12 protein-coding genes are annotated in these 12580 nt (G+C 67.3%); 3 read left to right on the forward strand and 9 right to left on the reverse strand.

Going from position 1 to position 12580, the window contains the following annotated elements; genetic code table 11:
- The first annotated feature begins 42 nt into the window (after positions 1–42).
- Positions 43–714, forward strand: a complete 672-nt coding sequence (locus tag RPR59_RS01025; protein WP_313915753.1) for an HAD family hydrolase — start codon at positions 43–45, stop codon at positions 712–714.
- Positions 715–722: 8 nt separating this feature from the next.
- Here the strand turns inward: RPR59_RS01025 and RPR59_RS01030 are convergent, their stop codons facing one another.
- From RPR59_RS01030 to RPR59_RS01040, 3 genes are read right to left on the reverse strand one after another with little or no spacing between them, the layout of a single operon-like run.
- A complete protein-coding gene (locus tag RPR59_RS01030) occupies positions 723–1985 on the reverse strand; it encodes a DUF445 domain-containing protein (RefSeq protein ID WP_313915755.1) in 1263 nt (420 codons plus the stop codon).
- 31 nt (positions 1986–2016) lie between these two features.
- Positions 2017–5220 carry an efflux RND transporter permease subunit gene (locus RPR59_RS01035; RefSeq protein WP_313915757.1) on the reverse strand — a complete coding sequence of 1068 codons (3204 nt, stop codon included), beginning with the start codon at positions 5218–5220 and terminating at the stop codon, positions 2017–2019.
- Positions 5221–5225: 5 nt separating this feature from the next.
- Positions 5226–6413, reverse strand: coding sequence for an efflux RND transporter periplasmic adaptor subunit (locus tag RPR59_RS01040; RefSeq protein WP_313915759.1), 1188 nt, complete (start codon positions 6411–6413; stop codon positions 5226–5228).
- 226 nt (positions 6414–6639) lie between these two features.
- Between RPR59_RS01040 and RPR59_RS01045 the strand changes: the two genes are divergently transcribed.
- The gene (locus RPR59_RS01045) at positions 6640–7362 is read left to right on the forward strand and encodes an SIMPL domain-containing protein (protein ID WP_313915761.1); all 723 of its coding nucleotides are present in this window, start codon (positions 6640–6642) and stop codon (positions 7360–7362) included.
- Positions 7363–7440: 78 nt separating this feature from the next.
- Here RPR59_RS01045 and RPR59_RS01050 read toward each other — a convergent pair whose 3' ends face one another.
- The 3 genes from RPR59_RS01050 to RPR59_RS01060 form a co-directional block, all read right to left on the reverse strand.
- Positions 7441–7704: a GlsB/YeaQ/YmgE family stress response membrane protein gene (locus tag RPR59_RS01050; RefSeq protein WP_313915763.1), complete on the reverse strand. Its 264-nt coding sequence runs from the start codon at positions 7702–7704 to the stop codon at positions 7441–7443.
- A gap of 120 nt (positions 7705–7824) precedes the next feature.
- Positions 7825–8124 (reverse strand): CtrA inhibitor SciP, encoded by a 300-nt coding sequence (sciP, locus tag RPR59_RS01055; RefSeq protein WP_313915765.1) that lies wholly within the window; start codon positions 8122–8124, stop codon positions 7825–7827.
- A gap of 99 nt (positions 8125–8223) precedes the next feature.
- Positions 8224–8451, reverse strand: coding sequence for a hypothetical protein (locus RPR59_RS01060; protein WP_313915767.1), 228 nt, complete (start codon positions 8449–8451; stop codon positions 8224–8226).
- A 118-nt stretch (positions 8452–8569) separates the two neighbouring features.
- Here RPR59_RS01060 and mnmA point away from each other — a divergent pair, with 118 nt between their 5' ends.
- Positions 8570–9682, forward strand: a complete 1113-nt coding sequence (gene mnmA, locus RPR59_RS01065) for a tRNA 2-thiouridine(34) synthase MnmA (RefSeq protein ID WP_313915769.1) — start codon at positions 8570–8572, stop codon at positions 9680–9682.
- A 493-nt stretch (positions 9683–10175) separates the two neighbouring features.
- Here the strand turns inward: mnmA and RPR59_RS01070 are convergent, their stop codons facing one another.
- The 3 genes from RPR59_RS01070 to pdxH all read right to left on the reverse strand — a co-directional run bounded on the left by RPR59_RS01070 (position 10176) and on the right by pdxH (position 12495).
- The gene (locus RPR59_RS01070; RefSeq protein WP_313915771.1) at positions 10176–10973 is read right to left on the reverse strand and encodes a PhzF family phenazine biosynthesis protein; all 798 of its coding nucleotides are present in this window, start codon (positions 10971–10973) and stop codon (positions 10176–10178) included.
- Entirely contained in the window at positions 10973–11854 is an 882-nt protein-coding gene (locus tag RPR59_RS01075; protein WP_432280301.1) for a cation diffusion facilitator family transporter, read from the reverse strand. Before RPR59_RS01075 ends, RPR59_RS01070 begins: the two co-directional genes overlap by 1 nt.
- Positions 11855–11916: 62 nt before the next feature.
- Positions 11917–12495 carry a pyridoxamine 5'-phosphate oxidase gene (gene pdxH / locus RPR59_RS01080; RefSeq protein WP_313915775.1) on the reverse strand — a complete coding sequence of 193 codons (579 nt, stop codon included), beginning with the start codon at positions 12493–12495 and terminating at the stop codon, positions 11917–11919.
- Positions 12496–12580 lie beyond the last annotated feature (85 nt).

The following is a 12580-nucleotide window of genomic DNA, read 5'->3' on the forward strand; positions in this document are numbered from 1 at the left end:
TTGCGCTGGCACGGCAAGGAGCTTGGCGTTTAGGGGGGAGAAATGAATCTCGCCATCTACGACATGGACCGCACGATAACGCGGGCGCCGACATGGACGCCGTTCCTCATCCACGCCGCGCGCCGGCGGGCACCCTGGCGGCTGGCGCTGCTGCCGGTCGCCATCGGCGGGATGCTCGCTTATGCCGGCAAGCTCATCGATCGCGGCACGCTGAAACAGTTCACGCACCGGCTGATGATCGGCGGCTCGCTGTCCCCGGCGGAGCGCATGCAGCTTGCCGACGCCTTTGCAGACGCCGTCATCGCCACCGGCATCTTCACCGAAGCCCGCACGCGGATCCGCGCCGACCATCAGGCGGGCTACCGGCTGGTGCTCGCCACCGCGTCCTACCGCTTCTATGCCGAAGCGATCGCCGAACGCCTCGGCTTCGACGCCGTCGTCGCCACCGAATCGCATTTCGCCGAAAGCGGGGACCTGCTGCCGCGTATCGCGGGAGAAAATTGCTACGGCATCGCCAAGCTGCGCATGGTCGAAAGCTGGATGGCGCAGGGCGGCATCGCCCGCGGCGACGCGCACATCCGCTTCTATTCCGACCATGTGTCCGATGCGCCGGTGCTCGAATGGGCGGACGAGGCGTTCGCGGTCAACGCCCACGGCCCGCTGCGCCGCCTCGCGCGCGAACGCGGCTGGCCCTGTCTCGACTGGGAGCACTGACCGCCGGATCACAAGACGACATCGACCACATGGATGGCCAGGCCGACAAGTCCGCCGACCAGCGTGCCGTTTATACGGATATATTGCAGGTCGCGCCCCACCGCATTTTCCAGCCGGTCGGTGACGGTTCGCGTGTCCCAGCCGCGAACGGTGTCCGACACCAGCCGGACGATCCCGTCGCCGTAATCCGCCGCCGCGCCGGCCACCGCGCGGCGGGCGAAGCGGTTGATGGTACGCCGCAACCGGCGATCGGCCTGCAACGTCTCGCCCAACTGGCGCAAAGCCTCGCCGAACTGGCCGGCAAAGGCGGCGTCGGGACTGCGCACCATCTTCAGCAGCCCCGCACGCGAGCGTTCCCACACACCCATCCACCAGCGCTCCACGGCCGGGTTGTCGAGGATCTCCGCCTTGATCGCAAATACGCGCTCGCGCATCGCCGGATCGAAGCGCAGGTCCTCGGCCAGCCGGACCAGCCCCTCTTCGGCCTTGCTGCGAAGCGGATGCGCCGGATCGTCGGCCATGTCGGCGATCAGCTTGTGCAACCCGTCGATGATCTTGTTCGCCAGCGTCTCGTCCAGGCCGGTCCAGCGCAGGACGGCGCCGGCGCGGGCATGGACCATGTCGCGCACCAGATGCTCGTTCGATTCCAGGGTCTTGTCGGCCCAGCGGATGATGCCGTCGAGGATCGGCGCGTGCCGCCCCTCGGCCATCGCCGCGTCCAGCGCCTGGCCGAGCATCGGCGCGATGTCGAGTTCGCGCAGCCGCTCCGCCAGCGCCGTCTTCGCCATGCCGCCCAGCCGCTCCTGGTCGAGCGCTTCCAGCATGTCGGCGATCAGCCGCGACGCCCCCCGCCACAGCCGGCCGCGCTCCGGCGGGTCGGCAAGAAACCGGCCGGCCGCGGCGGCGACATCGGCGCGGTGCATACGCCGCGCCACCACCGCGGGCGTCAGGAAATTGTCGCGCAGGAACAGCGCCAGCGTGTCGCCGATCCGGTCCTTGTTGCGCGGAATGATCGCGGTATGCGGGATCGGCAGGCCGAGCGGATGCCGGAACAGCGCCGTGACCGCGAACCAGTCCGCCAGCCCGCCCACCATCGCCGCCTCGGCGAAGGCCTGCACGAATCCCCAGGCCGGATGGCCGCCCGCCTGCGACCGCGCCAGCAGAAACAGCGCCGCCATCACGACCAGCAGCGCAGCGGCGATGCGGCGCATCCGGATCAGTGCGGCGGGAACCCCGTCCACGGGCGTGCGGACGGCCTTGGCGTTCGTCATGCTCGAAACAATCCCCGAAACCGGGGAAGGTTCACTCCGCCGGCTGCGATCCCGCGCCATCGTCGCCATGGCCGATCCGGCCGCCGCGCTGATACTCGATCGCCGGACCCGCGCCATGTTCGTCGCCGGGGCGATAGGTGAGCAACCGGCGCGACAGCCGCGGCCCGATCCAGCGCTCGATTCCGACCGCGAGCGAGAAGGTGGCAGGCACGATCAGCAGCGTCAGGAACGTCGACAGCGCCAGCCCGCCGATCACGACGATGCCCATGGGCGCGCGCCAGGACGAATCGCCCTGCAGCGACAGCGCCGTCGGCACCATGCCGGCGATCATCGCGACCGTCGTCATCAGGATCGGCTGCGCCCGCTTGTGCCCGGCTTCCAGGATGGCGTCGAACTTCGACACCCCTTTCTGCATCTCCTCCAGCGCGAAATCGACGAGCAGGATGGAATTCTTGGCGACGATGCCGAGCAGCATCAGCAGGCCGATATAGACCGGCATGGACAGCGAATGGCCGGTGATGAGCAGCGCCAGCCCACCGCCCAGCGGCGCCAGCAGCAGCGAGCCCATGTTCACGAAGGGCGGCATCACCCGCTTGTAGAGCAGGATCAGCACCGCGAAGACCAGCAGGACGCCGGAAATGACCGCCACGATGAAGTTGTTGATCATCTCCTGCTGCCACTTGGCCTGGCCCAGCGTCATCTCGTGCACGCCGAGCGGCAGGTTCTGCATGATCGGCAGGTTGTGGATCTGCGCCATCGCCTGGCCGGAGACCACGCCGGGCGCCAGGTCGGCGCCCACCAGCATCTTGCGCTCCAGATTGGTGCGCTCGATCTTCGTCGGCCCCGCGCCGAAGCCGATATCGGCGACGACGTGCAGCGGGACGGTGCCGCCGGTCTGCGTCTGGACGGGCAGGTTGCGGATGTTGGACAGGCGCTCGCGCGCATTCTCGCTCAGCGCCACGCGGATGGGGATCTGCCGGTCCGACAGCGAGAAACGGGCGCTGTTCTGGTCGATGTCGCCCAGCGTCGCGATGCGGATGGCGCTGGACAGCGCCGCCGTCGTGACGCCCAGGTCGGCGGCCAGGTCCATGCGCGGCTTGATGGTGATCTCCGGCCGTTGCAGGTCGCCCACGACGCGCGGCGCCACCACGGTGGAAAGCCCGGACATCTGCTGCATCAGCGTATTGGCGGTCTCTTCCAGTTGCCTGGGGTCCTCGCCGCCCAGGGTGATGGTGAGGTCGCGGCCGCTGGACCCCCAGCCGTTCTGCGACTGGAAGTGGACCCGTGCATCGGGAATGGCGGTCAGTTGCGGCGCCAGGCCGCGTTCGAACTCGATGCTCGACATTTCGCGCTCGTCGGACAGCATCGCCACCACCCGGCCGTTGCCGACATAGGTGCGCGCATAGGTGTCGGTGACGATCGGCTGCTTCGACAACAGGCGATCCACCCGGTCGACCACCGCCTGCGTCTGCTCCAGCGTCGTACCCGGCACCATCTCGATGACGGCCGTGGAATTGTCGCGATCCTCCGTCGGCTGGAATTCCTTCGGCAGCATGGCGAAACTGACGATCGTCAGGAGGAAGGCCACGGCGCCCATGCCGACGATCCACATCCGGTGGTCGAAGATCGGCGACACCAGCTTGCGCCATCCGCCCTTCGCCGCCAGCGCTTTCGCCCGGCGCGAATCCAGCGTCCAGCGCAGGACGCGCACATACCAGCGGACGGCGGGGCCGTCGCCATGCTCCTGATGCCCGTGCGCCTTCAGGAAATAGGCCGCGATCATGGGCGTGATGAGGCGCGCGACAGCCAGGCTCATCAGCACCGCCGCGACCACGGTCAGGCCGAAATTCTTGAAGAACTGCCCGGAAATGCCCGGCATCAGCCCGACGGGAAGAAATACCGCGACGATCGACATGGTCGTCGCCAGCACCGCGACGCCGATCTCGTCGGCCGCGTCGATCGAGGCCTGATAGGCCGATTTGCCCATGCGCATGTGGCGCACGATATTCTCGATCTCGACGATCGCGTCGTCGACCAGCACGCCCGCGACCAGGCTCAGCGCCAGCAGCGTCATGTTGTTGAGCGTGAAGCCCATCATGTCCATGAACCAGAAGCTGGGTATCGCGGACAGCGGGATGGCGAGCGCGGAAATCAGCGTCGCGCGCCAGTCGCGCAGGAACAGGAACACCACGACAACGGCCAGGAGCGCGCCTTCCCAAAGGGCGTCGATCGCGGTGTGATACTGCTCCTCGGCATATTTCGAATCGTTGAACAACAACTCGAAATGCACTTGCGGATTGCGCTTTTCGAGTTCCTTCAGCTTGTCCTGGGTGGCGTGATACACCTCGACGTCCGATGCGCCCTTGGTGCGCTTGATGTCGAAGGCCAGCACCTCCTTGCCGTCGAACTTCGCGGAATTGCGCTTCTCGGCATAGAGGTCCTTCACCTCCGCAATATCGCCGAGCTGCACCGTCCGGCCATCGCCGATGGCGATGCGCGTCTGCGCCAGGCCGCGTGCGCTTTCCGCGTTGCCCAGCACCCGGACCGCCTGTTCCGATCCGGCGATTTCCGCGCGACCGCCCGCAGCGTTCAGGTTCACCTGGCGAAGCTGCTGGTTGATCTGGCTGGCGGTCAGTCCATAGGCCTGCACCTTGTCGGGATCGAGGATGACGCGGATTTCCCGGTCGACCCCGCCGATGCGCTCCACCGTCGACATGCCGGGGATTTCGAGCAGCGTCTTCGACACGGTATTGTCGACATACCAGCTCAGATCTTCCAGCGTCATGTCCTGGGCGATCGCGGTAAAGCTCGCAATGTCGTTGTCGGATGTGTTCGCCCGGCCGACCTGCGGCTCGAGGATCCCGTCGGGAAGCTCACCGCGAATCTGGTTCACGGCCTCGCGCACGTCGTTGACGGCACGGTCGATCGGCGTGCCGATATCGAGCTGGACGACCGTTTCCGAATTGCCCTCGGTAACCGTCGAGTTGATCTCGTCGATGCCCTGCAGGTTGCGTACCGCCGCCTCGACCCGGCGGGTGACCTGCGTTTCCAGCTCGCTCGGCGCGGCGCCCGGCTGGCTGATCGAAATCCACACGATCGGGAATTCGATGTCGGGCTGCTGGTTCACGTCCATCCGGTTGAAACTGACCAGTCCGGCGATCGTCAGCGCCAGGAACAGGACGATCGGCGCTACCGGATTGCGGATCGACCAGGCCGAGATTCTGCGGAAGGACATGAGCGTCAGCGCTCCATCTTGACCAGGTTGGGCTTCACTTCCTGCCCAGGGCTCAGAAAGGCGCCGGCCGACAGCACGACCCGCTCGTCCCCCTTCAGCCCGGACGCGATCGAGACGCCCTCGTCCGATACCTCGCCGATCGTCACGCCGCGGCGGACGGCCCGGTTCTTTGCATCCAGCACATAGACGTAATTGCCCTTGTTATCGCTCAGAACCGCCGATTCCGGCAGGATGGGATTGTCCGATGCACCCGCGATGATCCGCGCGCTGGCGAACCCGCCGGGCCGCAGCGCATCGTCATAGGACAACGCGATCCGGGCGGTGCCCTGGCGCGTCTGCGGATCGATCACCGGCGAAATCTGCCAAACCTCGCCCGCGAAACTTTCTTCGGAACCGACCGGCGTGACCTGCGCCGGATCGCCGACATGCAGGCCGGACAGATCGCTCTCGCTCAACTGCGCGAGCAATTCCATCTGCCCGCCCTTGGCGACGCGGAACAGCGTTCCGCTGCCGCTGCTGACGATCTGGCCGGGTTCGACGTTGCGCGTCAGCACCAGGCCGGCGGCCGGCGCACGGATATCGAGCCGCGCGTTGCGCGCCCGCGCCTCGTCGAGCTGGGCCTGCGCCACGCGAACCTGCGCCGCCGCCGCGTCGCGGGTCGCGGTCTTGTTGTCGATATCGGCCTTGGAGATGAAGCCGCGGTCGATCAGTTGCTTCGCCCGGTCCAGGTTGGCCTGGGCGAGCTGGGCGTCGGCCTGGGCCGCGCGCACCTGCGCCCTGAGCGATTCGACCGTCTGGCTCTGCACCGACCGGTCGACGCGGGCGAGCACCTGGTTCGCCTTCACCCAGTCGCCGGGCTCGACCAGCACATCCGTTACCCGTCCGCCTTCCCCGGCGACGCCCACGGGCATCTCGCGCCGCGCCGCGATCGAGCCGGTGCCGGTGACGACCCGGCGCACGTTGCTGGTGCCGGGCCGGGCGACGCTGACGCGCGGGATCTGCGCATCCGCCGCCTCTTCCGCCGACGGGCCGGCCGGCCCCTCGCCACTACCGGAGGTGAAGAAGGCGAGCGCGACGATGATCACCGCGGCGGCGATCGCGCCGATGATCCACCAGCGACGCCGCGAAGCTCCGCCCTCGCCGGGAAGGGCGAGAGGCTCGTCCTGGTCGATCCTGTTCGATTCGTAGTTCATTCGCGACACGTCCCGTATCGGCCCCTCTATCGCCGGTTGCTGCCGAGCTGTATTATATGAATAAGTCACCAGCGGCAAGCCTGCTGATCGGGCGGCTTGCGATGCCCGCTTTCCCGCCCTTCCGCAAGCATGTGGGGCATGGCGGGACGAATTCGGTTACGGTTCATCCCCGGTTGGGTCCGTCATGGCACACCAGCTATCTATCACGATCAGGAGGACGAAGACGATGCAGAAAAGTCTCATGTTGATCGGTGCCGCGATATTGTGCGCGCCGGTGGCGTCGGCGCGGGCGCAGGACACCGCGCCCGGCCTGAGCGTGCCCGCGGGCAGCACCCTGCTGGAAGTCAGCGCGGAGGGAACGGCATCGCGCGTGCCCGACCTGGCGACGATACGCGCCGGTGTCGTGACCCAGGCGTCGACCGCGGGGGCGGCGATGCAGGCCAATGCCGATCGGATGGAGGCGGTGCTGGCCGCGCTGGATGCGGCCGGCGTCGCCGAGCGCGATATCCAGACCGCCGCAATCTCGCTCAACCCGCAATATCGTCACACCGACGACCAGCCGCCGGCCATCACCGGCTATCAGGCATCCAACAGCGTATCGGTGAAGTTCCGCGATATCGACAAGGCCGGCCCGATCCTCGACGCCCTGGTCAAGCAGGGCGCCAACCAGATCAGCGGGCCCGACCTCACGGTCGACGCGATGGATGCCGCGCGGGACGAGGCGCGCCGCGACGCCGTCCGCCGGGCGCGGGCCAAGGCCGCGCTATATGCCCAGGCCGCCGGCCTGAAGGTGGCCCGCATCCTGTCGATCAGCGAGGGGGCGCAATCCGCCCCGCCGCCCATGCCGGTCCATGTCATGCGGATGGAGGCCAGTTCCGCCACGACCAAGATCGCGGCCGGCCAGCAGGACGTCACCGTCGACCTGACCGTGCGCTTCCTCTTGGACTGAGGCTCCTGAAACGAACCGGGGCCGGCTGCGCCTGCGGCCGGCCCCGATCGAAAAAACTCTATAACCGCGCCGGCGGCGTCAGCGAACCGAGCCGCGGCGGATCAGATTGACGATCGCCAGCAGGATAATGGCCCCGACGAACGACCAGAACAGGCCAACCACGCTCAGCGTGGTGAGCGTCGCGCCCGATCCGAACAGACCCCCGACCAGATTTCCGATGAACGAACCGACGATGCCGACGACGATGTTGAGCAGGATGCCCTGCTGAGCGTCGGTGCGCATCACGATGCTGGCGAGCCAGCCGATGATTCCGCCGATGATGATGGCGATGATGATACCCATTTGCTCTCCCTCCGTTGCGCCCCGCATGGCTGGGCGGGCAGGGGCTAGGACGATCGAAACGCTAGAAGGTTCCGTGGCTGTTACGACCTCGTAAGGGTGCCGACCGGGGCCGGAGCATGCTCAGAATTTCTGCTGCCGCTCGTAAAGCGAGCGGTAATGCTGAATCCGCGTCACGCGCAGTCCGGGCATGCCGGACCGGTCGATCGCGCGCTGCCAGCCGGCGAATTCCTCGACCGTCAGGCCGTAGCGCTCGCACACTTCGTCCACGCTCAGCAGGCCGCCATTGACCGCGGCGACCACTTCCGCCTTGCGGCGCACGACCCAGCGCGTGGTGTCGGGCGGCGGCAGGGTGTCGAGCGTCAGCGGTTCCCCGAGCGGGCCGATAACCTTGGCTGGACGGATCTTCTGATTTTCAATCATTACTACCTCGAACGGGGGCGGAACCTGCAATCAAATACTGTAACGACCGTTGCCAGCCGGACTTGAACAGAGCTTTGAACGGCTCGGTAAACGACGCTTTCATTTTTCGCTCCATCCAGTGAACGCGGCGGCGACACCCGCGTTGAACGCGCCGTTTTCGGGCGCGAGCGGGTTTCGGTCCGGGCTCGCCCGGCCCAGCCGTGCCTGCGCCATCGCGGTCGGGCTGGTCGCCTGTCGCATCGCCACGGCCACCATCAGCACCGCCAGCGCGGTCGGCAGCGTCGTCGCCGGCGCGTCCTCCTCCGGTCGGGTGAAGCTCAGATCCAAAACGCCACTTTCGTTGTCGACTCTCGGGACGACCTTGCTACCGCGCAAAGCTGAAGGGGCAGTAAAAGCGCTTGCGCCTTTTGCATCGCGGCCGGCTTTCGCGTATGCGCGCGCCACGATGCTTGCCGCAGATTTCCAGCTCGCCGGGCCGCTCAGCCAGCGGCGGATCGTCGTCGCCATGTCGGGCGGCGTCGACAGTTCGGTCGTCGCGGCCCTCGCCGCGCGCACCGGCGCGGAAGTGATCGGCGTGACGCTGCAGCTCTACGATCACGGTGAAGCGGTGGGCCGCGCCGGCGCGTGCTGCGCGGGCCGCGACATCCGCGATGCGCGCGCGGTGTGCGATCGGCTGGGCATCGCGCATTACGTCTTCGACCATGAATCGCGTTTCCGCGAATCGGTGATCGACGATTTCGCCGACGAATATGTCGCCGGGCGCACGCCGATCCCGTGCGTGAAGTGCAACATGGGCGTGAAGTTCACCGATCTGTTCCGGCTGGCGAAGGAGCTGGGCGCGGATTGCCTCGCGACGGGCCATTATGTCCGGCGCGTTGTCGGCGAGCACGGCCCCGAATTGCACCGCGCCGCCGACCCGGCGCGCGACCAGAGCTATTTCCTGTTCGCCACCACCACCGAACAGCTCGATTTCCTGCGCTTTCCGCTGGGCGGGATGCCGAAGAGCGCGGTGCGCGAGATCGCGACCGAGCTGGGGCTGTGCGTGGCGATGAAGCCCGACAGCCAGGACATCTGCTTCGTGCCCGACGGCGACTATGCCGGGCTGGTCAGAAAGCTGCGGCCCGAGGTCGATACCGGCGGCGACATCGTCGACGAAGGCGGCCGCAAGCTGGGCGAGCATCCCGGCATCATCCATTATACCGTCGGCCAGCGCCGCGGGCTGGAGATCGGCGGCCAGCCCGAGCCGCTCTACGTGCTGCGCGTCGATGCGGCGCGGCGCGAGGTGGTGGTCGGGCCGAAGCGGGCGCTGGCGGTCAGTGCGGCGCGAATCGAGGGGATCAACCGGATCGGCGCCGAATATGACGGCCCGCTGAGCGCCAAGGTGCGCTCGCTCGCCAAGCCGGTGCCGGCGCGGCTGGTGGGCGACCGGGTGGTGTTCGACCGGCCGGAATACGGCGTCGCGCCCGGACAGGCGGCGGTGCTCTATGCCGGCGAGCGCGTGCTGGGCGGCGGCTGGATCGCCGAGACCGAACGCGCCGAAGCCGCGCTGGCGGCTTAGAGGAGACTTCGACCAACTTTGATCGTCATGCTGAACTTGTTTCAGCATCCACCTTTCGTCTTGCACCGCTGGTGCTTGTTGATCGGTGGACCCTGAAACAAGTTCAGGGTGACGAACGTGTTCAGAGCTGATCGATTTCACCTCTAGCTTCACACAATTCGCGGCAAAGCTTTCCGAAAATTTCCTACATCGGGCGCTGGCGGCGCGTCGGGTGCGGGGGAGGATCGACGGTGCGAAAGAGCCGGTGTGCGTGATGGCACATTGCGGGGGCTGTAGGACAGCCCCGTTTTCGCGCCACCCGATCGGCCATTCGTGGCTCGCGCACAAGTTACCGATGTGCTCCCGCGAAGGCGGGAGCCCAGACTGGGTCCCCGCCACCGGATCCCATCAAAGTAGTACTTTGATGGGTGCCCTTCGCGGGGACACATTGTTCCGGCGCGTGGAAGTGAGCCGGGCAGGTTGCGAGCGGCGCAGCGGCTCTGCGTCGCTCAGGTCAGGGTAGCAGCAGATTGCCTTCTGCCACGGTAACGCAGCGGCCGCCGAGGATAACGCGGTCACCGGCCAGTTCGCAGGTCAGATAGCCGCCGCGTGCGCTCGCCTGACAGGCGGTGAAGCGCTCGCGGCCGAGCTTTTCGGCCCAATAGGGCGTGAGCACGGCGTGCGCCGATCCGGTCACCGGGTCCTCGTCGATGCCGGCGCCGCAGGCGAAGGCGCGGCTGACGATGTCGGTTTCGGAACCGCGCGCGCTGACGATGATCAGCACGTCGCCCATATCCGCGAGCGCCCGGAAATCGGGGCGCAGGTTGCGGACGATCTCCTCGCTTTCGACGATGACGAGGCCGTAGTCGTTGTCGTTCCACAGCGTCTCGACCGCACTGTCCAGGCCGAGCGCGGCGATGATCGCCTCCATCGGCTTCGGATCGGGCCGCCAGACGGGGAGCGCCATGCGATATTCGCCGCCTGCGCGCGCCACTTCGAGCAGTCCCGACCAGCGCGTGCGAAAGGTCACGCGATCGCGCGCCGGATCGTTCGACAGGACATGGTGCCCGCTCGCCAGCGTGGCATGACCGCACAGCACCACCTCGGTGGTGGGCGTGAACCAGCGCAGCTCGTAATCAGCCTCGCCGCTGTCATCGGGGATCAGGAAGGCGGTTTCGCTGAGATTGTGCTCGGCGGCGATCCGCTGGAGCAGTTCATCCGAAAGCCACGCGCCCAGCGGCATCACCGCCGCCGGATTGCCGGCAAAGGGCCGGTCGGCAAAGGCGTCGACCTGCGAATAGGGCAGTTTCATCATATGCGCTTGGAGAACCAATGGGGGGTGACGTCCTCCTCGACCAACGGGTCGTCGGTATCGACATGCCCCTCGGGATCGAGGTGGATCAGGACCTCGACGCGCGGAAAGGCGCGGCGGATATTGTCCTCGACCTCGTCCATCACGTCGTGCGCGGCGGCGACGGTCATGTCGCGGTCCACCTCCATGTGGAATTGGGCGAAATCGTGGGACCCGGCGCGCCGCGTGCGGAAATCGTGGATGCCGCGAAGCTGCGGATGGCGCGCGGCGACATCGAGGAAGCGGCGGCGCTCGTCCTCGGGCCATTCCTTGTCCATCAGGTGATCGATCGCCTCGCTCGACGCCTTGAACGCGCCCCAGGCGAGCCACAGTGCGATGGCGATGCCGAACACCGGATCGGCCCAGTGCAGCCCGAGATACTGGTCGAGCGCGATCGCCGCGATCACCGACAGGTTGAGGAGCATGTCCGACTGATAGTGGATATTGTCGGCGAGGATCGCGACCGATCCGGTCTGCCGGATGACGCGGCGCTGATAGGCGAGCAGCGCGAAGGTGGCGAGGATCGCCACCACCGACACGATGATGCCGAAATCGGCGTCCTGCGTCGTGGCCGGCGTGGTCAGCCGCTCGACCGCGCGCCAGGCGATGCCGATGGCGGACGCGGTGATGAGCGCGACCTGGAACAGCGCGGCCAGCGCCTCCGCCTTGCCATGGCCGAAGCGGTGGTCGTGATCGGCGGGTTCGGCCGCGAGTTTCACGCCGTAGAGCGTCACCAGCGAGGCGAGCAGGTCGAGCGCGGTATCGGCGAGCGAGCCGAGCATCGCCACCGAGCCGGTATGCCACGCCGCGAACGCCTTGATCAGCAGGAGCGAGCACGCCATGGCCACGCTCGCGAGCGCGGCGCGCTGCGCCAGCCAGCCATATTTGCGGGCTTCCTCCTTGGTCACGGGTAGAGCAGTCCTTCGCGCCAGTCGGCGTCGTCGCGATCGAAGACACGCCGTTCATGTAGGCGGTGCGCGCGATCCTGCCAGAACTCGATGCGCACGGGGGCGACGCGGTAGCCGCCCCAATGCGGCGGGCGGGGCACGTCCTGCCCGGCGAACCGCGCCTGCATGTCGGCGAAGCGCGCCTCGAAGGTTGCGCGCGCATCCAGCGGGCGCGACTGGTCCGATGCCCAGGCGCCGAGCTGCGAATCGCGGCTGCGCGAGGCGAAATAGGCGTCCGATTCGGCATCGGACACGCGGGCGACCGGCCCTTCGATGCGGACCTGGCGCCGCAACGACTTCCAGTGGAAAAGGAGCGCGGCCCGCGCATTGTCGGCAAGGTCGCCGGCCTTTCGGCTCTCGCGGTTGGTGTAGAAGACGAAGCCGTCCGGCCCGTGCCCCTTCAGCAGCACCATGCGCACCGACGGGCGCCCGCGCGCATCCGCGGTCGCGAGCGCCACGGCGTTGGGATCGCTGGGCTCGCTTTGCCTCGCCTCGGCAAACCATGCGTCGAACAACGTGAACGGATCGTCGGTCATGATACAGTGAGGCTTTACGCGTGCGCGCTTTCCAAGTCGAGCGGCGGACCACGGAACGACTCCGCGTCCCGCGGATTGAATCGGC

The sequence above is a fragment of the Stakelama saccharophila genome (assembly GCF_032229225.1).
Classification (GTDB): Bacteria; Pseudomonadota; Alphaproteobacteria; order Sphingomonadales; family Sphingomonadaceae; genus Sphingomonas; species Sphingomonas saccharophila.